Here is a 21,557-nt window from a genome sequence, read left to right on the forward strand (position 1 = left end):
TTATTTAAGCCATCGGTTGAACATGCAACCGGTGGCTTTTTTGGCAGTACTATATTACATTTTCCTTGTGGCCACATAAGCCACCAGGTATTGCGGTTCGGCTTTAGGGCCCGCCTTAAGTACACCTTGTTCTGCACCGGCAATTACCTGGTTTAGCCGGGTAGCTACAAGGCCGGGCACGGTGGCAAGTACATCAGGTGCCAGCAGGGCCGATATTACAGGGTAGTATTTCTTTTCGATAACTGCTTTTTGTTTATCGGCGACTATGCTTACATTCCACAATTCGTCTTTAGCAAACCCGTACTCGCTGGCGCAGTTGGTTAACTCATATAAAAAATCCCTGGCCTGGGCCTCGGCAGATTTAGCGGCCATTATTTGGCTTTTTTATTGGGTACTATAATTTCCGGTTTGGCTTTGCTGGTTTTCCCGGCCTGGTAATCAGACGGGGCTTTTTTACCTACCGGATTAGGCATGCTTTTTTTGTCTTTGCTCATGGTAGTATGGGTTTTATAACCTGCCGGATGTATTTCTGGCTGTGTGTAGTAATCAAAGATGAACTAATAAAACGATGTTTGCGCTATGTTAAAATAATAATTAAATAATTGCGGTATATTTACTTTTTGATTAAAAAACAACAAAACTAATTTGTACTTGATGTGTTGTTTGGTTCAATAATAAAAGGTAAACTGCACTCATGAACGCTGAACAAGAAAAGACAAGATATAACGAAACCGAATTACTGGAATTTAAAACACTGATACAGGGCAAAATTAAATCGGCCCGTGAAGAACTGCTCGATCTGACTTCTTCCATCAGTAACCCCAATGCCAATGGTACCGATGATACGGCCAGTTCGCACAACACTTTGGAGGATGGCTCGGCTACGCTGGAGAAAGAATCTATCAACCAACTGGCATCGCGCCAAAAGAAATTTATCGATCAGCTGGAAGCAGCGCTGGTGCGCATAGAGAACCGTACTTACGGCATTTGCCGCGAAACCGGCAAGCTTATCCAGCGCGAACGTTTATTGGCCGTGCCGCACACTACGCTGAGCATGGCGGCTAAGCTGAAGCAGTAAGGTTGTTGTAAGTTATTTGAAAAATCAAAGCCCGGATGGATAAACATTCGGGCTTTATTTTTTAATACAGATTCTCCCGTTTGGTATCCATATAATTTTCGGATGTTTATTGAAATCAAATATTTTGACATCATTCCGGAATTGCCATATATTTATCAGCAAAGAAATCATTATAACAATACCTGCTTAATAGTTTGCCTTAACGTATAAAACAAACCTAACCTTACCCGATGAAAAAATGGCCAATAATTATTGTATGCTTTTCTTGTTTATTTATAGGCTCCATTTGGTATGCCGAATTTAAATATAAATTAGAATCGCTCGATTGGTTATTAACCAAATTGGCAGGTATGACGTTGATATCGGTAGCTTTAATTTTTGTAATTGTTACCAATAAGGAATCAACCGGGAGTAAAATTTTAAGGATATGTAATTTGCTTTTTTGGATGATATTTATGGGGTATAAAGATGTATCCAAATACAACAATAATGTCCATCTGACTAAGTTTGGCTTGGTGTTTAATGGCGCCAGGCGAAGGTTGGGCATACCCGAAATTCCTGTTGATTGGTATATAAAATTTAAGGGAAACAGGTTTGTAGAATGGCAGGCGAAGGATACAACGATTGGGCACCAATCGAAATATGTTTCCCTGGATGATTCTGTTTGGAACATAAACTTGGAGAATGATGAATATAAGCTTAAGCCCATTAATGGCCAGCCAAGGGATATGTCGATAAGAATCGAATACGCACATGGCAAAGCCAAAGACTCCATTTTTTATTATTTCAATCCCGGTGATAGCAGCCGGTTAATTTCCAGGCAACAAGCTGATAGTATTTTTGCAGCAGAAAAAATTAGAAAAGATTACCAGCGGTAATGTATTAAAATACCAAGCTGATAGCTTCGAAGCATTATTCGCCATGCTTTTAATATTAATCGATATTTAACTTAGTTTTATAAACCATTAGCCTGATACCATCATGAAAATTATAGCATCGATATTAATAGCCCTGGTTGCCATTGAACACATTTATATTTTATGGATAGAAATGTTTGCCTGGACAACCAAAGGTCGTGCAACTTTTAAAAGCTTCCCTGCCGAGTTGTTTGAGCCCACCAAAAATCTTGCAGCCAACCAGGGGCTTTACAACGGTTTTTTGGCCGCCGGGCTGATATGGTCGCTACTCATTGGCGATGCCGTATGGGCCAAAAATGTGGCCATGTTTTTTTTAGGCTGTGTAGTGGTAGCAGGCTTGTACGGCGGCTTTACCGCAGGTAAAGCTATTTTTGTAAAGCAAATGCTGCCCGCCGCTATAGCTTTGTGCGCGGTATTGGTGTGGATGTAGGTCAACCCCGCCTCGCAGCCTAATTACTAAACCTGTTATATTGCCCCCGCTCCATCCTGATATCCAGGCGTTGCAGCATAGCTGGTAAATTGAACCCTTGTTGCTGATATTCGGCCTGCACCAGTTCCTTCGCGTTTTTTAGCGCTTCTTCACTGGCCCATACGGCTATGGTTATGCAAATAAGGTTGCCCTCATCGTCGGTGCGTTCATAAGCCTCATCGCCAATGAAACCGGGAAGTTTTTTAATAAATTCACGATTGATCTGCATGCGTTGGGTAAATTCTGCTTTTGCGTTTTGAGGCATGATAAAGCGGTCGATAAATATTTGTTCCATTTGATTTGTGTTATTAATTATGTTAAAAGGGTGCAGGCATAACCCTGCCTGTTCATGATATGGATAACCTGTGGCAGGTTAATTGCCTGCTGCGCCGATTCAATACGTAGTATCCGGTCGCAATCTTCCAGGTCGAAATTGATGCGGCAGTGCGGCAGATGTTGCGATAGCAGCCTAATCAGCGTAGCAGCTTCGCATTCCTGTACTACATCGGTTTTAAATATTTCAACCTGTGTGTTCATGCTCAGTAAGCAATTTCGACGGTCGACTTATAAGTTTCTTTATTAACAAGGTTGTTTACCATATAATGGCCTACATCCGCACGCGATACCCGGAGGCAGTTTTTTAAAAAATCGTTTACAGCGGTACGGTAATTAGCCGTTAATGGTTTGTCGGTTAACTGTGGCGGGCGAATAATTGTCCAGTCGGCGCTGCTGTCTTTTACGATAGATTCCATCCGTCGCAGGTCGGCATACATATGTTTAAGCAGCTTTTGAATTACATAACGGGCAACCAGGCGCACATACCAGGGAATCACGGGGCTTATTTCCACCGCCGAGGCCGAGATGCAAATGATGCGCTTAACACCATGCCGCTCCATTGCTTTTAAAATATTAGCGTTGCCCTGTGAGTAAAGCGTGGTAAGCTTATCGCTAAACAAACCGCCGCTTACACCTAATGCCGATAACACAATTTGCTGGCCTTCCATTTCATCCGCAAAAGTTTCGGGTTGCATGATATCGCCCTTTACAATATTAAGATTGGGGTGCACAAGCAGCAATTTTGCCGGATTACGTACCAGCGCGGTAACCCGGTGCCCTGCCTGTAAAGCCTGCTCTACAGCCTGGCGGCCAATGCCGCCATTAGCGCCTGCAATAAATATGTTCATATCAGTTAAATTTAAAAACGCTTAAAAAAATTATGAGTAAAAACAGCAGCAGCTGCAGCAGGTGAAAGGTTTTGATGTTGCTTTTGATGCGGGCAACTTCGGTAGTGAATACCAATCCTCCAGCTTCCAGCAACTTCCGAAGCTTTAAGCCCTGTCGCCGGCCTATAAGCAGGCTGTTCAGGATTACCAGCATCACCAACCCAAACTTTATCCTAAACCAGAGTTGCTCGCCAAAAACGCCGTGGGTTATAGCCATCATGCCTATACCGCTGGTAATAAGTACGGCGGCACCAATGCCGGCTACCCGTGGCAGCATGGCCATCATGTTCAATAAAGCTTCGGGACGGTTGCCCTGGCCGGCAAACTTCCAAAACGATGAGTAAGCCAGGTAATCAACCAATGTGGTACCGGCCATTAATACTAATGCTGTTAAATGCAGCACCAGAAAAGTGGGTAAGAGATAAGTGATTTGCATTTTTTAAACTTTTTGGTAGTAAATAATATACAATATTATACCATATGGTAGTATGTAGCAAATAACTTTTGTCATTTTTTTATAATTTTGCTTCCAAATGGTAGTAAATCAAACAGTAGAATTGGTGAAGCGCTGGGGCGCTTACGAAGCGCAGCATCCCGGCGCCAGTATTGAAGATTTTTGCCGGTACCAGCTGGCGCAAAATGTTAAGCCCGAAAGTTATGGAACACGCAAAGAAGGCGACCTGCGACCCGACCTGAACGGCCAACTGGTGATCCTGTTGCGCCGGATTGGTAAATTCCATATCGCTTATTCAAACAAAGCGCTTGAGGGCACCGGGCTTGACCAGATGGAAGAATTTGGGATACTGGTAACTATTTATAACCAAAAGAATCCCATCAAATCAGAAGCCATATACAATAACATTATGGAATTATCCAGCGGCAGTAATATGCTGATCAGGCTAAAAAAAAGGGGTTTGGTGAGCGAGTACGACGATGAGCAGGACAAACGGGTAAAACGCCTTAAACTAACCACCAAAGGCGAGGCCACTTTATTAACTGCCAAAGAAGTGGTGCTGAAGGTGGCCCGAATGATGGTTAATGAACTGACCGACGAGCAAAAGCGGTTATGCATCCAACTGCTTAGCCCGATTGACCGCCGTTTTTCGGGGCTGTTTCAGAAACAACGCGCCAAGCCGTTTGATGAAATTTATCTGGAAAATATAGGGTAAGCCATATTTATTGAACAGACTTTTGAAAAGCCCCCGCTTTTAAACAAGCTCTGCTTCCCGGACTTTCTTGCTATAATCTGCGTTTGTTTTTTCTGGGTCAGGTACGGCTGCTTTTTGGTATTGTGTGGTTATGAGGCTGCCTTTTGCCGCCGCGCCAATTACAATTGCTGCAGATACCAGCACAATGTTTTTAATAATGTATTGACCCAGCAAAGTGGGAATAAATACAGATGCGCCAAAGGTTTCATGAGGGAAGAAAAATAAAGGCAAAAATGTGCCTGCCATTTGAAAATAGAGCAATAACAGCGTAAGGCGCAGCCATTTTTTAAACACCAGGCCAAAGCCAATAGTACACTCCCACATGGCAAGTAATGGTAACGAAACCTGGGGTTTAACCAGCCCAAATGTTAGCGTGTAAATGGTTTTACCGGCAAGGCCCTCGGCAGGGCTTACACCCGGAAAAAATTTAAGCAGGCCGAACCAGATAAATACCAACCCTAAGGATATTCGTAATATATTTAGGCCATTTTGAGCTTTCCATGCTGTTAATTTCTTCTCCTGCGATGCTATCAAACTAATTACCCGGTTATTTCTCATTATTCTTTAAGCGATATTTACCCTAATGCGGTTGATAAAGATGCAAATAAACTAAAACAAAAAGCGGGCAGATTTTAAAAATTAAAAAGGAATTTTGCCTATCCTTTTTAAGTAAAGTTTTAAGAACGCAGCAGTCGTAACTGGTAAATAATGAGATATGTTGTTTAACTTAGCTTTATCGGCTTTTTTAACTACCAATTAGCTATAACACCTTATGGATTTCATAGCCTACCAGCAGCTTTTTCAGCATATTTTAATGGATACCAATCCCCGGTTCCCTTATGATGATCCGCATTACCTGAATTATACCCGGTTAAACTGGTCGCGACAGGAGCGTTGGCTAAAAGTGGGGGTGTTGAATGAAGAATTAATTGCATTGATAACGGGTATCAAAACCAAACAAAACTGGACTATTATTACCGAGCCGTGGTGCGGCGATGCATCCCATAGCTTACCATTTATACACAGGTTATCGGAATTAAACCCTTTGATAAAAGTTGACTATCAATTGAGAGACAGCGAGCCGTTTTTAATAAACAGTTACCTCACCAGGGGCAGCAAATCAATACCCAAACTGATAATTGCCAATAGCGACCATCAAGACCTTGCCACCTGGGGGCCACGACCTGCCGGTTGCCAGTTGTTATACGAGCAGCTTGTAAAAGACCATGTTGTTATGGAGCAGCAAAAGATAGCCTTGCAGCAATGGTATAATGCTGATAAAGGCGTGAGTTTACAGCAGGAATTGGTTGCTATTTTTAAAGCGATTGGGCAATGATTTATATCGCATGGCGGAGACGACTCATCCCGGCTACGCTACGCTGGCCGACCCTCTCTCCGGCTGAAGCCGCATAGAGGGTGAAGCTCATTTTTTGTTTTCTTATCTTTTTCTTTTTTTGCCCCCTCTATGCGACGCAGTCTGAGTGAGGGGAAGACGGGCGTAGCCTCGTCGGGGTGAGTCGTAGCCGGCGTTCAAAGCCAATGTCTGTGTAAAATCAAATACATCCTGAACAAAAACTCAACTCAATAACCCACCCGTAAACGATATCTTGATCTTTGACTGAAAGTTTTCAATGATCTTGAAAATTTCCTTTAATGTAACGCGTTCAATTTTTGAAAGCTGCGAGATGTCAATGTAATTATCTGGTTCGGTATGATCCTGGATAATCTGTTCGGTTTGTTTTTTTAGGCGCAGGTTCATCAGGAAATAGTAGGATTGGATCAGTTCATGGTATTCTGATTCGGAGAAAATTCCTTTTGCTTTAAGCGCTTTCATGCGCTCGCCGGTGTTTACTTCAAAAATGCGGTTCTTAAGGGCGTAAACGCGTACCAGGTCAACAATAGGGCTCATTGTTCTTTTGATATCAAATACCTCGCGGCTATCTTTTTTAAACGTGCGAATGGTGTTAAAAAACGTTAATGGCGGCTCGTATTGCAAGGCATTTTTGGCCATATGGAAAAATAGCTTTTCTAAAGGCTGTTGCAGCCGTTCGTCTAAAAACTGGTGCAGTTCGTCCATAATGGCACTTTCGCCATAAATGGTGCGGCAATCAAAAAAGGTAGAAAAATTGATCACCGTTTCGGGGATAGATTCGTCCATCCAGTACTCGTAATTGCGTTTCCAGTGCGATAGGGAGTGCGTCCATTTAGGGTTTTGGGCCATAAAATCGCCCGTGCAGTATACAAAGCCAATGTTGTTTAAATCGTTGGATACCCGGGTTGCCAGGTCAAGGAAATAAGCCCGTACCTCTTCGCGGTGCTCATTGGCTTTATCTTCATAAATAATGGCGTTGTCCTGGTCGGTTTTAAAGGTTTGTTCTTTACGGCCCTCGCTGCCCAGCACCATAAAAACGAATTTGGCGGGAGGCGGTCCAATTTGGTCAATTACACTTTCAATTACTTTTTGCGCAATGGTATCAGCAACGGTAGTAATTATCTGGTTCACAATCTCGGCGTTTACGCCACGGCCAAGTAGTTGGGTCACAAACTGCGGTACGCTTTGCCACTTGCGTTTCAGCTCATCTGTTGATAGCGCCAGCTTAACCGATTGTATAAACACCAGCGGCGATTGCGCATGCTCGCTCAACAACTTGTTGCGGCTTATAAAGCCCACATATCCCCCGGCCTTTTGGATCAGGATGTACCGGGTTTTGGTCTGGAACATCATCAGTAGCGCCTCGTAAACAAAGGCATCCGCACTGATGCTCACTATAGGCGTATCCATAACCAGGCTTACGGCACCGGCAGTATCATATTGCCGGGCTATCACCTTATCGCGCAGCGTAATATCTGTTACGTAGCCAATAATCTTTTGCTCATCATCCAATATAAAAAGGCAGCTGGTTTTTTGGGCAGCCATAAGCTGTGCTGCTTTAAATATGGGCGTTTGCTCATGGCAGGCTACTACGGGCCGGTATTCTATACTTTCTACGCGGCGCGAGTATAATTGCTCAGATGCGATATAGCTTTCGGTAAAGGAGGCTGGTTGCTTAAAAAAATGCACAAACTCCTCGTTTTGCATCCGCTTGCCAAACTCGGCCGTAAAATGCAAAAAGAAATCCTCGTAAGTTTTGCACAGCAGCCGGAAATCCCTGCGGTGCAAAAAATACACCAGCGTTCCTTTTTTTGCAACAACCGTACGTAACGACCGACGCCTGTTAAGCAATACCGAAACGCCGCCGTAGCAAAAACCAGGCTCGTGGTTTTCTATCAAACGCTTATTGCCTGCACTATCGTAAAAAAACGATTCATAGCTGCCCTTTACAATAATATCAACCCCCTTCATCATGGTTATATCCTGCTGGTAAATTACCGCGTCTTTTTGGTAGCTGATTTCCTGTAACTGCTCGGCTACGCCTTGCAGCACGTTGGTAGGCAGGGCGTTAAAAGGCGCAGTAGTTTTCAGGAATTCCAGTCGGTTGTTCATAAGCTGTAAATGATGATGGCTGCCAACAATATAAGCATTAACGCGGGCAATAAACAGCCTTTTTGCTTTTGGGTTGGATCGCGCTGTTGTTCAAAATCCAGGTTTTGCTGCCTGATGCTTTTATCCGGGATTTCGCCACGGTTGCGTAACTCAAAAAAGCAAGCGGCGGTAGCCTGGGCATCATGCAGGGCGTTGTGCTGGTGCTGCAAGTTGGTGTTAAACAACATGTAGTACAGCTCTTCTAACCTTAAATGTCGCGTAAGCGAGCTGTGCACCAGGTGCGTGGTAGCTACCATGGTACAAAAAACAGGCAGTGTATTCAACGGGTTTTCCATGGCCGACCGGTAAAAAGCCGCCCCCAGCAGGTAATAATCCAGGCGTATAAAATGGCCTGTTACCATAGGTTGGTATTGTTGCAAATCGGCGGTCAGCAATTGCAGCACTTCGGTTCGCTGTTTGCCGTTTATAGCCAAAAACTCCGGTGTAAGGCCGTGAATAGCCAGGGCGGCAGGTGTAATATGGATGTTCTCGCTGCCTATGTAATGGTTCTGTTGCTTAATCAGCGTGTGGTGCCTGTCGTAAATAAGCCATGACACCTGCAGGGCGTGGGGCCAATTCTCGTCGGCGCTGTAAGGCAGGTCCCATTTAAGCGGGAGGCCCGATGCTTCTGTATCGATAAATAAAAAGTAGTCGCTCAAGGTATTTGCCGATGCTGTTTGCGCGGGCATTCAAAAGTAATTAATTCTGCCAGAAGTTGATGGGGATTAAACCGGCGCAAGGAAATTTCTAACAGCGGTATGCGTTGATAAAATACAACACTTTACATTGTTATTTCTCTTTTGGAAGAAAGTGCACAGAAATTAAACAAACTAATGCACTTAGCAGTAGCGTTGTTAAAATAAAAGTTATCAATGGTGTTAAGTGGTTGGTAGCTATAAAGTTATAAAAAATAATTCCCGCCTCAAAATATTTTTAAAAAAAAGTCGTTATAAGAGGTTTTTGTACGGCGTGTGCTTGTGGCTTTCAAGCTCAATAATCAGCGAGGGGATTTTTGCAGCGATGTAAAAGCAATATAAACCCGGCAGCAATGGCAAAACCGGGAGCACTATCGATTCTGTATATATTGGGATTGATTTTTCTTTTTTTACTTTCGCCAAAAAATATTCGGAATGAAAGAGCAGCTACTTGAGTTAATAATGGCATCCCAAAAAGGATTGCTGGCATTTAATGAAGTTATAAAATTGATTGACATGCATTACAATCATCAGCCAACCGCTTTTAAAAATGGCAATTTGTATAATGAGGCAACGCAAAACCAGGGGAGCGCCAGGGTTTTTACCTGTGCCAAACTTAATAACTTAAGCGCAGCAGATACACTCTGGTTATTTGCCGAACATTATCAATCGGTATTAGCCAACCCGGATGCAGCAGACCATCAAAATATAAGGCAGTTTATGACTCATGGATGGGATGGGGTGGTTTTTGAGGGTGAGACATTGAGCGCGAAATAGTTGGCGCGAAAAACGAAATTTAGTGCGGGAGGCAAAAACGTTACAAAAACGTTGCCACTTAATTTATCAATTGCGAACAAATAGATAAACCTTCCGTATTAATGGTTACCAGCTATAATTGTTAAACCAAATGGTTTGTAATTTATACCATGCCCAAACTTACTTCGCATCCTGTTTTTAAAAAAATTAATGGTTTTTGGACTAAGTTAATAGGCAGCACATCGGCATTCCCGTTAGAAAGTAGGATTTTCCATTCCATCAGTATCAGCCTGATTATACTAACCAGTTTTTATATCCCCTATAACTTTTTTGCCGGGCTTTACATAGGTTCCTTTTCGGCCTTTTTACTGTGGTGTTTTTTCGGTTACCAGTATTACCATTCCAGGTTTAACGGGCACAAACACAACAATATTTTATTTGGGTTAGCCGGAATCGGTATTTTTTCCTTAAACTACTTTGCAAACTCGGGCATCGATGGCTCTACCGATTTGATATGGCCCGTTTATTTATTACTGCTGCTTGCAATTTCGCCTTACCGGCAGCATATAGTATGGTTAGTTGCTTATCTCATGTGCTTTTTAATTGTGCACGCAGTAGCTTATTACTACCCTTTTTTAGTAAAGTATCCTTTTACTGCCGGTAAAGGCCAGTTTATAGATAGGGTTACGGTATTTCCTATCCCGGTGATTACTATTTATGTTATAATCAAATACATCAGGAGAAGCTACGATAACGAAAAGCGTATATCCGAAGAAAAAGCGGCTACTGTAGAACTACGTAACCAACAAATACTGCTTCAAAAAGACCAGCTGGAGCAAAGCAGCGCCGAGAAAACCAAGTTAATGTCTATCATATCGCATGATATGCGTGCGCCGCTCATTAACATACAAAGCTACCTGGGGTTGCTGAACGAAAATGAACTGGAAAGCCATGAACGGCCTGCGCTGGAAAAAGATCTGCTTAATGCTACTAATAATACCATGCAAATGCTTACCAATTTGTTGTATTGGTCAAAATCACAAATGGAGGGGCCTCAGGTTCACCTGGTGCCCATAAACCTGCTTTCGGTATTGCAAAATACCCTTGAAATGGAGAAAATGCAGGCCTCTACAAAAGATATTGTTTTAAACTACCGCATTGACGATAACATAACAGCTATTGCCGATGTGGATATGCTGCAACTGGTGGTGCGCAACCTCATCAGCAATGCCATTAAATTTACCCCGCATGGGGGCATTATTAATATAGATGCCCAACTGGTACTTAACGAATGTAAAATAACGGTTAGCGACAACGGGAAAGGCATAGCACCTGATAAACAGCAAAAGATATTTTCCATAAACACCGAACCCGGTTTTGGTACCAACAACGAACATGGTGTTGGCCTTGGTCTGCTGTTATGTAAAGAATTTATTGAGCGCCAGGGCGGCCGGATAGGTTTTAAAAGTACCTTTGGCCAGGGCTCCAGCTTTTTTATTTTTATACCGGCAGCTGTTGGTGTGTAATTACGCTGTCGTCGTGTACAGTTGCCGTCAATAGATTTTTTCAGGGGATGAAAACGCTATCAGTATTCCCAAAAAAATCTTTGTCGACAATAATTGGCCTGTTGGTGACAACACAGTTGGTCGGGGGCCTCAGGGTCTTTTTTCAAAGAAACCCCGGGCAGGCAAAATCATAAGGCAAGCGCTGGATGGATGGTGGCCGTCCTCAACGCTTTTATTGGCGTTATAAGCTGCGCTATTTGGTGGTTTTTAGCTTTTTATGTACCTTACCATGCCTTTTGCCATAGCATGAATAAGTTAGCCGCTGCCCTTTTATCGATATTTTTTACCGTTTTAAGTTTCGGTCATGCGTCAGCCCAAAAAAATCCGGATACTGCATTCCAACTTAACAGGCTACCTTGTAACGTTACAAATCAGTGGCGATTTCATGCGAGTGATTATCCGGCATGGGCGGATACGGCGTTTGACGACAGTAACTGGCAACATGTTGATGCGACGAGATACTACCGATTTTTGCCCCAATTGGCTCACGCGCAGATGGGGTGGTTCCGGCTTACTTTAAACGTATCGCCGGCAATGCGAAATAAGGCAGTAGCAATGGTTGTCAGGCAGTACGGTGCCGCAGAAGTTTATTTCAACGGAGTGCTAATTCGTACTATGGGCCGCGTAAGCAACAACTATGAAAACGAAAGAACGCGGTCATCATCGCCCGAGCCACTTACGTTGCAGCTAACCAATTCACCAAAACAATACGTTGCGATACGATATTCGTTTAGCAGCTCCAACTTTGTTGTCGGCTATGGCCGGCCCGTAATTCGTACGTCATTCAGCCAGGTAGATAGCGCGTGGGATAACTTTTTTTTCCAGGTAGATTTTTATACCACCCGCGCCTGGGTGTCGGGCGGGTTTATGCTGCTAAGCATACTGCAGCTGGCAATTTATTTTTTTAACCGCGAGCGCAGGGTAAACCTTTACCTTTCCCTTTATGCATTAATGCAAATGATTACCCTTACCGACGGCCTTTTGACACCGATGTTGCATAACAGCAGCTGGTATAATGTTAATCTGGCTGTGTTTAATATAGCCGCTCCTTTAGATTTTATTTTCTTGCTGATGATGACCTATGCTTTTTTTGGCTATAAAAGGCAGCGATGGTTTATCATCTTAATTGTATTAGCATTACCTGTTATCGTGATGCAGTTTATTGCCGATAACGCCGAAAACGAACACCTGCTGGCAATTTATAATATTGTAATTTACTTAACCATTATAGGGGTATCAGTAAAGGCCATTCGCGAAAAAAAGGCAGGGGCCCCGTTGTTCCTGTCCGGTATCATCGTTTCCCTGATATTCTTTTTACTCTTTAATACCAATACCATATCCCTGCTCGCAATGAGTTTTGAAGTGGCACTGGCTTTTATAACACCTGCAATTATCCTTTCTATCCTGCTGGCCCGGGAGTTTGCACAAAATGTGGCTTCATTGCGCTTAAAGCTGGCCGAGGTAGAAAGTTTATCGGCCCGAAACCTGCAACAGGAGATAGAAAAACAACAAATGTTGGCTCGCCAAAACGAAACGCTTGAACAAAAAATAACCGAACGTACTGCCGAGCTGAACCAATCGCTTCAGCAGTTGAAAACATCCCAGCGACAGCTTATTCAATCGGAAAAAATGGCTTCGCTTGGCGAATTGACTGCCGGTATTGCACATGAAATACAAAACCCGTTGAACTTTGTCAATAATTTTTCGGATGTAAACAGAGAGATGATAGAAGAACTTATTGAAGAACTGGAAAAAGGCGATATTCAGGAAGCAAAGGTCATAGCTACCGACATTGGGCAAAATGAAGAGAAGATTAATCACCATGGCAAACGTGCTGATGCCATTGTTAAGGGCATGCTGCAGCACAGCCGTACCTCGGCGGGCCAGATGGAACCCGTCGACCTTAATGCCCTTGCAGGCGAATACCTGCGTTTATCTTACCACGGAATGCGGGCCATGAATAAGCTTTTTAATGCGCAGCTGGCAACACATTTTGACGAGAAGCTCCCCAAAGCAAATGTCATTCCGCAAGACATCGGACGAGTATTGCTCAATATCATGAATAACGCTTTTTATGCTGTTCAGCAAAAAGCCAAAACCGCCGGTGCCGATTACCGGCCCGAAGTAGCCATTAGTACCTTTTGCAACAATGGTAGGGCCGTAATTCAGATACGCGATAACGGTACCGGAATTCCTGCCAACATCCGGGAAAAAGTCATGCAGCCTTTTTTTACCACGAAGCCTACCGGCGAAGGCACAGGCCTGGGTTTGTCCCTGAGCTATGATATTATAGTAAAAGGGCATAACGGAACAATTGACATTGAGAGCACCGAAGGGCAAGGCGCTTTATTTATCGTCGCGCTTCCGTTGTAAATACCTTTTGTTGCGTAAATTGCCAGGTATTGTAAATGCTTTCAAGGCTATGCTTACTAATAGAAGAAGGTTGTAATTGAGCCGACGGCATACAGCGCTCTGTACCTGCGTAAAAAGGGAAGGAGCACGGGGGGGGGCGTAACTGATAATTTTTTTGTTTTTATATTTATATTCTTAAATTTCATACATTCGTTATCAACTTCTTTAAAATGACCACCCTAAAGCACTTTTCGGACAACGAATTGGTTGACTTATTTAAGTCGGGGGATCAGGCTGCTTATGTAGAAATATACGATAGGTACACACTCACTTTATTTAATCATGCCTATAATAAAACACGAGACAGAGAAGAGGCCAAGGATGTTGTTCAGGAAGTTTTCACAACCTTGTGGGCTAAACGCGACCAAATTAATTGCCATTCTAATCTTTCGGGTTATTTATATACGTCATTACGTAACAATATTTTGAACAGAATTGCTCGGCAATCAATACTTGAAAAATATACCACGTCTTTAATACAATTTATTCAAACCGAAGCAAGCCAGATCATCACCGATCACCTTGTCCGTGAACACGAACTTGCTACGCTTATCGAAAAAGAGATTGCCGCTCTTCCGCCAAAAATGCGCCAGGTATTTGAACTTAGCCGCAAACAACATCTCTCACATAAACAAATCGCAGAGCAACTGGATATTTCCGAGCAAACCGTAAGTAAGCATGTTACCAACGCCTTAAAAACATTAAGGGTTCGCCTCGGTTTTTTTATCTATCTATTGATGCTTTTTCGGCTCTTGTAAAATATTTTATTTTTATTTACCTGTACGGTACGCGTTGTTTGTCTTACTAAAATAAAGGGAAATAAATAGTAGTATGAACGATCAGGAGCTCAGGGATTTATTACATAAATACGGAAACGATACGGCCACTGATGATGAGAAATCGCTGATTGAAAGCTGGTATTTGCATCATCAGGAATCGGAATTGCCCGATTATACACTTGATGAGCGCCTTCAGGATGCTGCAGCCGTTCGTGAAAATCTGAAAAGTCAATTCAGGATAGGCAGGGTGATATCACTTCCGCTTCGGATAAGTGCGGCCGCATGTGTTTTAATATTATTGAGCCTGGGCGGTTTTTATCTTATTAGAAATAATGTTACTAAAAACGAACTTACTGCAACTACACACCACGATATTCCGCCGGGGCAAAATAAGGCCGTATTAGCCCTTGCCAACGGGCAAAAGATTTACATAACCGGTATAAAAAAAGGGATTATTTACCGGCAAGGCGCATTGCAGGTAACCCGTAATAAAAACGGAGTGCTTGCCTACACCCTAAACAAAAGCTTGATTGCTCCCGGGAATGCAGATAACCAGGGCACAACAAGATACAACACCCTTTCTACACCTCGTGGCGGCCAGTCGTCGATAACTTTAGCAGACGGAACAGTGGCATACCTTGATGCCCAATCATCTGTCAGGTTTCCGGTTGATTTTTCTAAATCTAAAGAAAGGCGGGTTGAAGTAACCGGGCAGGTATACTTTGATGTAAGGCACAATGCTTCAAAACCTTTTAGGGTAGATGTAAAAGGTCAAACCATTGAAGATATCGGTACTGTATTTAACATCAACGCTTACGATGACGAGCCGGCTATAAAAACCACATTGATTAGCGGCGGTATAAAAATAACAAGAGGAAACTCAATGGCTACGTTGCGGCCTGGTCAACAGGGAATAACTGTTTCTGATAAAACCAATATCCTGGTAAAAGAAACAGATACCGAAGAAGTTACCGCCTGGAAAAATGGCTACTTCCTTTTTAATAACGAGAAGCTGGAAAGCATAATGCGGAAGATATCGCGGTGGTATGATGTTGATATTGTTTATCCGCAAGATAAGAATACCAATGTTGAATACTGGGGCAGCATTACCAGGTATGACAACGTATCTAAAGTTTTAAAGATGCTGGAAATAACCGGCGATGTAAAATTCAGGATTGAAGGAAAGAAGATTTTTATAGAAAAAAAATAACTGACTTGATTAATAACTATTTATAAATTAAACCCAGAGAAATATGAAGAAACAATAACTATAAACTCCAGAAAAGTGAAAAGGAAAAATAGCAGAGGCATTCGCTGTGCCCCTGCTCAATAGCCTGCTCACATCGTTTGCCAGCCGGCAAACGATAAAATTGCTTTGAACAAATATTTCACGTAAAACAGACATTCAAATGTATAAAAAGTTCAACGGATTTTTTTGTACCCGGAAGGGGTATATCCGCAAATTCCTGCTGATTATGAGACTTACCTCTATTATTTTGACGGTTACCATCTTACATGTTAGCGCATTGAGCATTGCTCAAAAAATTACCTACAAAAATAATTCCGCTTCGCTTGAACAAATCTTCAAAGAGATTAGGAAGCAAACTGGCTATAACGTTCTTGTTGCATCCAATAAAATTAAAAACATCCAGCCGCAGGCCGTGAATTTTATAAACACGCCACTTGCCGATGTTTTAGATAAGGTGCTGGATGGACAATCGCTGACTTACAGTATCGACGACAAAACCATATTGATCCGATACGAGCAAAAATTAAAAAAAGACGCGGCGGATGAAGCTCCGCCTATTACCGGAAAAGTAGTTGATTCAACCGGGATGCCTCTTCCCGGTGCTTCCGTCGGCCTGAAGGGAACAACCAATGGCACGCAAACCGATGTCAATGGTAACTTTAGCTTGAACGCGTCGGCAGGCGACATTTTAATAATAAGGTATGTTGGCTATGAAGGCAAGGAAATAAAAATAGGCACCAGTACAAATTTAGTTATCGAACTGAAAAAAAGCGCAGGTTCGTTAAATGAAGTAGTTGTTACTGCTTTGGGTATAAAACGCGAAGCAAGGTCATTAGGCTACGCCGCTCAGACAATATCAGGTGCCGATATGAATAAAGTTAACCCGCCAAATATAGCATCTGGCTTAATGGGCAAAATAGCAGGCCTGAATATTACCCAGCCAAACGGCGTGGAAGGTTCTTCAAACCGTATAGTTATCAGGGGTAATAACAATCTGGCCGGGAATAACCAGGCACTGATAGTGGTTGATAATGTTATTATTGATAATGAACCTGTACAGCCGAAAGGAGGGGTACAGTCTTTCAATGATGCCTTATCACTCAGTAACGGCGGTACCGACGTTTCGCAACCACCGGTAGATAACGGATCTTTTTTAAACAGCCTTAACCCTGATGATATTGAAAGCCTGGATGTATTGAAGGGCCCAACTGCAGCAGCGTTATATGGTGCACGCGGCGCCAACGGTGTTATACTTATCGTCACTAAAAAAGGCAACAAAAAGAAAGGTTTTGGTGTTGATTATGGCTACACCTATCGCGCTAATGATCCTTATCGTTTTATAAAAACGCAAAGTGAATACGGTAACGGGATGACAGAAGACCTTTACTCGGCAAATCCTTTCTTTTATAAAGATGCCAATGGTAAAAACAGGCAGGAACAAATAGGAGGCGATCCGTACGGCTCTCTGGGCAACATACCAGGGGCTTATGTTAGCCCGGGTGTTACCAGTGCTGCTGGTGGGCCGTTTTATAATTATATTGGTTTTCCCGGCGATGGTGCATCATGGGGGCCTAAAATGGAAGGACAGCCGCTTGTTTGGTGGGATGGTACAACCAGGCCTTATACCGGTAATTCAAATATTTTCAAAAGCTTTTACCGAACCGGTAATACACAAACCCATAACATAGCCCTTTCGGGCGGTGGGGAACTTGGTACCCTGCGCGTTTCCTATACACGGTCAACCAATGAGGCTATTACTTACAATAGCAATAATGCCACTAACACATTTAATATAGGTTCATCAATAAACATCAGCCCCAAAGTTAAGGTTGACGCTACAGCCAGCTATATTAACCTGACCAAATTTAATCCACCAAATATATACGGTGAAAACGGAGGTGCGGGTAATATCGGCCTGGGTTATATGACTGTGTACAATTTACCTGCAGATTATAAGCCGATTGAAAGAGGGCTGACTACGCTGGCCGACGGATCGCAAAACCCTATACTAAAGCAATCGCCGTTTGAGTACGGGCAGCAATATTACTGGTGGAATACATTTAATGATATCACCACGCTTACACAAAACCAGTTTGTAGGCTCCATATCATTAAATGCCGAAGTTACACCCTGGTTAAAGGCCGTGGGTAACGTTGGTTTGGATTATTACACCAACGAGTATGTTACTAAAAATTATCCTACAGATGCCGCTGGATTAGTTGGCAGTTACGGATATGACCTGGCCAAAAATGCTACCAACAACCTCGATGGTCGTTTGATATTTCATAAAAACAGGTTACTTCCCGATTTTAATGCCAGTCTTTCGGTAGGTGCAAGGCACTACTACCGCAACATGTATGATATTGCCCAAACTAATCCCGGGCCATTTAATTACCCGTTTTTATTTAACCTGAGCAATTACGCCGGCAATTCAACAACGGCACTTAATGCGTCAGAAAACAGGTATGTGCAGCAAATAAATACTGTTTATGGCTTGCTTAATCTTTCTTACAAAAATTACCTGTTTTTGGATCTGGCAGGAACAAATGACTGGTCGTCTACCTTGCGCCCAACAAACTGGAGTTATTTTTACCCTTCGGCAAGTTTAAGCTTTGTGTTTACCGATGCGTTTGATATGAGTTCGGTAAAAAGCTGGCTCACTTATGGCAAAATACGTGTAAGCGAGGCCAAAAGTGCAAATGCCTATTTGCCTTATCAAAACGGATTTACCTATCGCCCAACCTCAAGCACGCCAGGTTTCACAACCGGGTTGAATTTGCCAAGCTCGTACCCTACCAACATACAGCCGCAACGTTCCCGCTCTTTTGAAATTGGGCCCGACCTGGGTTTTTTCAATGACAGGCTGGATGTAAATTTTACTTACTATAACACCTACTCAGACAACCAGGAAATAACAATTCCTGTAGCTGGTTCATCGGGTGTTCCAAACGTTTTAATAAACTCCGGCGCATTACGCAACAGGGGTTTTGAATTAACCGTGAATGCAAAGGTGATTAAATCAAGCGATTTTTCATGGAACGTAACTTTAAACGCGGCACATAACCAAAACAAGGTTATCGCGCTGGAGCCAGGGCTTAACTCATTGCAGTTAGGGTCATGGTTTGGCAGCAACGGGGTTTTGATGAAAGTTGATGTAGGCCAAAATTATGGCAGCATTTACGGGTCCGATTACAAATATGCACCAAATGGCCAAAAAATTGTTAACCTGATATACGCTGATGGCACAAACACCGGAAATGGCCCCGTACTGGGCTCACAATACGCCACATCTGACAATTTGGTTAAAATAGGCGATGCTACGCCAAAACTGACTGGCGGTATTTCGCAGAGTTTCCGTTACAAAAACTTCAGCTTATATGTTCTGACAGACTTTAAGGTGGGCGGACAGATCTGGTCTGGCGACTATGCTACCCTTATGGGGCAGGGTATGGCCCCCGAAACCGTTTACGAAAGGGATGGGCATGGCTTAGCTTATACTTATCCCGACGGAACAAAGGCCAACGTGGGTGTAATTTTGCCTGGCGTGGTGCAAGGCTCAACAGCGGGTACCTATACACCAAACACCAATGTGGTAAATGCCTGGTGGAAATACGCGGGTAATTATCAATCATGGGATAATGATCCTATTGTACGCACCAACTCTATATTCAATGATTCATGGGGTAAGCTACGTGAAGTGTCGATCACTTATAACCTGCCGAAAGAATTTGTACAAAAAACAAAAATGCTCCAAACCCTGTCGGTATCGTTAATCGGCCGCGACCTGTTTTACCTGTTCAATACCTTACCCGACAGGATAAACCCTGAAAGTGTTGTAGGTACCGGGAACGTTCAGGGTATTCAGTTTGGTGGCTTACCTGGCGTACGCTCCTACGGTTTTTCGGTAAAAGCGGGATTTTAATAGGATTGTTAAAAATTAAGAACGAAACTTATGATTAAGTATCATGATATAAAACGATGGACAATGGTGGTAACTACTATATTGTTCATTACTGCAGTTCTTGCGTCATGTACCAAGAATTTTCAAAAGGAAAACGCGCCTTATAGCGGTCCGGCATCGGCCACCCTGCAACAGCTTTACACAGGTATCGGCGCTAACCTGGATCGTGCGGCTAACATCGGCAACTGGGCCGAAGCAAGATGGCTGTACCCCGTAACCCAGCTGGGCGCAGTATATGCCGTATCTGATTTCGGTTTTGTTGAAGGGCAAAACTGGAGCTTGTTTTACTCAAATTTACCGGCTATGAATCAAATGCTTACCACCATGGCAAGCAGCCCCGATTCGGCAACATACACTAATGCCATAGGTATGGTAAAAGTATTGCGGGCTTACGAGGCGCTTGAAGTATCCAACCTCTATGGCGATATGCCTTACTCTAAAGCAGGAAAGGCGTTTTCGGGGTCTACTGCCGATCTTAAAGTACCGTATGATAAACAGCAGGCCGTATATTTATCCTGCCTGGCCGATCTTACCTGGGCTGCAAACCACTTTACTACCAGCAGTACCCAGTTTTCGTTTGGCTCGGAATTCCTTTTAAACAATAATATCGGCCAATGGAAAGCGTTTGCCAATTCGCTGCGTTTGCGTTACGCGCTTACCATGTATGATAAAGACAATACAGATGCGGCGCCGATAATAGCCGACGCCATAACCAAGCTATCCAGCAACCCGCTTACAGACGTTGTTGGCTTTAAACAAGCCAATATTCCGGGCATCTCCTTTGATATAGACGGAGCTGGAAGAGGTTTCTTCTTCCACCAGGAAAGCCGCGCAAGAATGGGCAGCACCCTATGGAACTTATTCAGCAGCAATAACAATACCGATGGCAGCGGAATATTTGACTTAAGGTGTAAAATATTTTTTGAAGTTAACGGGGCAGGTAACTGGGTACCTTATCCACAAAACCCGGCCACCCCTATAACAGATGGCGGCGACCCTTATAACACCGAAAGAGATGCTGATAATAAAGGTTGGTCGGCCCATAAAGATGGCAATTTGTATTCCGATTATAATTATTACTGGGGAAGGGACGGAATTGCTACCGGCTCGACAGGTGCATGTCCCGAAATTTTCATTACACCGGCCGAGGTTCACTTTTTAAAAGCAGAAGTTTACGCACGTGGCGTTGCGGGTGTAGCGCAAAGCACATCGTCGGCACAAAGTGAATATAATGCAGGCGTTACCGCATCACTTACCTTCTGGAATAGTGTGGCGTACAATTCATCCGTTTGGGTTGTCAACAAACCTACTTCAGAAACACCATCTGCTGCAACTATCAACACTATACTTGCCAACCCGAAAGTTGCCTTTAACTCCACAAATGCGCTCAGTTTGATCTATGCGCAGGAATGGATTGATATGTTCCGCCAGCCCTGGTTAGCGTGGACCCTGCTAAGAAGAACCGGCGGCGCAACACCTATGGATACCAATAACCCGGCGGGCTATAAACAAAATTATGGCAGCTTACAGCGTTACCAATATCCGGCCGATGAAGCGCAACTGAACACGGCCAACTGGAAAGCAGCAACCGGTGGCAGTGATCTTACCAGCACAAAAATCTGGATTACGAAATAATAAAATGTAAAACGGTATTACACTGAATAACACCAATGCAATTGTAGCACTTGATAAATCTATATCACTTTAGTGTGTGTTGGGTGT

At 43.3% G+C, this 21,557-nt stretch carries 21 protein-coding genes; 12 read left to right on the plus strand and 9 right to left on the minus strand.

The window, feature by feature from the left end; translation table 11 throughout:
• Nucleotides 1-54 precede the first annotated feature (54 nt).
• Both BMX56_RS09985 and BMX56_RS30495 read right to left on the minus strand, forming a co-directional pair.
• Entirely contained in the window at nucleotides 55-372 is a 318-nt protein-coding gene (locus BMX56_RS09985; RefSeq protein WP_090645384.1) for a hypothetical protein, read from the minus strand.
• A complete protein-coding gene (locus tag BMX56_RS30495) occupies nucleotides 372-494 on the minus strand; it encodes a hypothetical protein (protein ID WP_255369814.1) in 123 nt (40 codons plus the stop codon). Before BMX56_RS30495 ends, BMX56_RS09985 begins: the two co-directional genes overlap by 1 nt.
• A gap of 200 nt (nucleotides 495-694) precedes the next feature.
• On the opposite strand from BMX56_RS30495, the gene BMX56_RS09990 reads away from it, so the two are divergent.
• From BMX56_RS09990 to BMX56_RS10000, 3 genes are all read left to right on the plus strand, one after another.
• Entirely contained in the window at nucleotides 695-1,078 is a 384-nt protein-coding gene (locus tag BMX56_RS09990; RefSeq protein ID WP_090645387.1) for a TraR/DksA family transcriptional regulator, read from the plus strand.
• 230 nt (nucleotides 1,079-1,308) lie between these two features.
• The gene (locus BMX56_RS09995) at nucleotides 1,309-1,956 is read left to right on the plus strand and encodes a hypothetical protein (protein WP_090645390.1); all 648 of its coding nucleotides are present in this window, start codon (nucleotides 1,309-1,311) and stop codon (nucleotides 1,954-1,956) included.
• A gap of 103 nt (nucleotides 1,957-2,059) precedes the next feature.
• Nucleotides 2,060-2,425, plus strand: a complete 366-nt coding sequence (locus BMX56_RS10000; RefSeq protein ID WP_090645393.1) for a DUF1304 domain-containing protein — start codon at nucleotides 2,060-2,062, stop codon at nucleotides 2,423-2,425.
• A 19-nt stretch (nucleotides 2,426-2,444) separates the two neighbouring features.
• Here BMX56_RS10000 and BMX56_RS10005 read toward each other — a convergent pair whose 3' ends face one another.
• Genes BMX56_RS10005 through BMX56_RS10020 form a run of 4 tightly spaced genes read right to left on the minus strand, consistent with a single transcriptional unit; the run spans nucleotide 2,445 to nucleotide 4,123 of the window.
• The gene (locus tag BMX56_RS10005; RefSeq protein WP_090645396.1) at nucleotides 2,445-2,759 is read right to left on the minus strand and encodes an antibiotic biosynthesis monooxygenase family protein; all 315 of its coding nucleotides are present in this window, start codon (nucleotides 2,757-2,759) and stop codon (nucleotides 2,445-2,447) included.
• A gap of 17 nt (nucleotides 2,760-2,776) precedes the next feature.
• Nucleotides 2,777-3,001, minus strand: a complete 225-nt coding sequence (locus BMX56_RS10010; protein ID WP_090645398.1) for a hypothetical protein — start codon at nucleotides 2,999-3,001, stop codon at nucleotides 2,777-2,779.
• 2 nt (nucleotides 3,002-3,003) lie between these two features.
• Nucleotides 3,004-3,648, minus strand: a complete 645-nt coding sequence (locus BMX56_RS10015; RefSeq protein ID WP_090645401.1) for an NAD(P)-dependent oxidoreductase — start codon at nucleotides 3,646-3,648, stop codon at nucleotides 3,004-3,006.
• A gap of 1 nt (nucleotide 3,649) precedes the next feature.
• Nucleotides 3,650-4,123, minus strand: coding sequence for a DUF2214 family protein (locus tag BMX56_RS10020; RefSeq protein WP_143065419.1), 474 nt, complete (start codon nucleotides 4,121-4,123; stop codon nucleotides 3,650-3,652).
• A 97-nt stretch (nucleotides 4,124-4,220) separates the two neighbouring features.
• Between BMX56_RS10020 and BMX56_RS10025 the strand changes: the two genes are divergently transcribed.
• Entirely contained in the window at nucleotides 4,221-4,856 is a 636-nt protein-coding gene (locus BMX56_RS10025; protein ID WP_090645407.1) for a MarR family winged helix-turn-helix transcriptional regulator, read from the plus strand.
• Between the two features lie 39 nt (nucleotides 4,857-4,895).
• Here the strand turns inward: BMX56_RS10025 and BMX56_RS10030 are convergent, their stop codons facing one another.
• Complete coding sequence (locus tag BMX56_RS10030) at nucleotides 4,896-5,453, minus strand: DoxX family membrane protein (RefSeq protein ID WP_090645410.1); 558 nt, start codon at nucleotides 5,451-5,453, stop codon at nucleotides 4,896-4,898.
• A gap of 214 nt (nucleotides 5,454-5,667) precedes the next feature.
• On the opposite strand from BMX56_RS10030, the gene BMX56_RS10035 reads away from it, so the two are divergent.
• Nucleotides 5,668-6,231, plus strand: a complete 564-nt coding sequence (locus BMX56_RS10035) for a thioredoxin family protein (protein ID WP_090645413.1) — start codon at nucleotides 5,668-5,670, stop codon at nucleotides 6,229-6,231.
• 240 nt (nucleotides 6,232-6,471) lie between these two features.
• On the opposite strand, the gene BMX56_RS10040 is transcribed toward BMX56_RS10035, so the two are convergent.
• Nucleotides 6,472-8,379, minus strand: a complete 1,908-nt coding sequence (locus BMX56_RS10040; RefSeq protein WP_090645416.1) for a DUF294 nucleotidyltransferase-like domain-containing protein — start codon at nucleotides 8,377-8,379, stop codon at nucleotides 6,472-6,474.
• Complete coding sequence (locus tag BMX56_RS10045) at nucleotides 8,376-9,107, minus strand: 3'-5' exonuclease (RefSeq protein ID WP_090645420.1); 732 nt, start codon at nucleotides 9,105-9,107, stop codon at nucleotides 8,376-8,378. Before BMX56_RS10045 ends, BMX56_RS10040 begins: the two co-directional genes overlap by 4 nt.
• 441 nt (nucleotides 9,108-9,548) lie before the next feature.
• On the opposite strand from BMX56_RS10045, the gene BMX56_RS10050 reads away from it, so the two are divergent.
• The 7 genes from BMX56_RS10050 to BMX56_RS10080 all read left to right on the plus strand — a co-directional run bounded on the left by BMX56_RS10050 (nucleotide 9,549) and on the right by BMX56_RS10080 (nucleotide 21,470).
• Nucleotides 9,549-9,890: a HopJ type III effector protein gene (locus BMX56_RS10050; RefSeq protein WP_090645423.1), complete on the plus strand. Its 342-nt coding sequence runs from the start codon at nucleotides 9,549-9,551 to the stop codon at nucleotides 9,888-9,890.
• Between the two features lie 149 nt (nucleotides 9,891-10,039).
• Nucleotides 10,040-11,395: a sensor histidine kinase gene (locus BMX56_RS10055; protein WP_090645426.1), complete on the plus strand. Its 1,356-nt coding sequence runs from the start codon at nucleotides 10,040-10,042 to the stop codon at nucleotides 11,393-11,395.
• A gap of 285 nt (nucleotides 11,396-11,680) precedes the next feature.
• The gene (locus tag BMX56_RS30375; protein WP_218152398.1) at nucleotides 11,681-13,807 is read left to right on the plus strand and encodes an ATP-binding protein; all 2,127 of its coding nucleotides are present in this window, start codon (nucleotides 11,681-11,683) and stop codon (nucleotides 13,805-13,807) included.
• 209 nt (nucleotides 13,808-14,016) lie between these two features.
• Entirely contained in the window at nucleotides 14,017-14,604 is a 588-nt protein-coding gene (locus BMX56_RS10065) for an RNA polymerase sigma factor (RefSeq protein ID WP_090645434.1), read from the plus strand.
• A 73-nt stretch (nucleotides 14,605-14,677) separates the two neighbouring features.
• Nucleotides 14,678-15,835 (plus strand): FecR family protein, encoded by a 1,158-nt coding sequence (locus tag BMX56_RS10070; RefSeq protein WP_090645437.1) that lies wholly within the window; start codon nucleotides 14,678-14,680, stop codon nucleotides 15,833-15,835.
• A 199-nt stretch (nucleotides 15,836-16,034) separates the two neighbouring features.
• Nucleotides 16,035-19,796 carry a SusC/RagA family TonB-linked outer membrane protein gene (locus tag BMX56_RS10075; RefSeq protein ID WP_090645439.1) on the plus strand — a complete coding sequence of 1,254 codons (3,762 nt, stop codon included), beginning with the start codon at nucleotides 16,035-16,037 and terminating at the stop codon, nucleotides 19,794-19,796.
• Between the two features lie 30 nt (nucleotides 19,797-19,826).
• Nucleotides 19,827-21,470, plus strand: coding sequence for a SusD/RagB family nutrient-binding outer membrane lipoprotein (locus tag BMX56_RS10080; RefSeq protein WP_090645446.1), 1,644 nt, complete (start codon nucleotides 19,827-19,829; stop codon nucleotides 21,468-21,470).
• Nucleotides 21,471-21,557: the final 87 nt, after the last annotated feature.

Origin of the sequence: Mucilaginibacter sp. OK283, assembly GCF_900110415.1 — a bacterium.
Taxonomy (GTDB): Bacteria; Bacteroidota; Bacteroidia; order Sphingobacteriales; family Sphingobacteriaceae; genus Mucilaginibacter.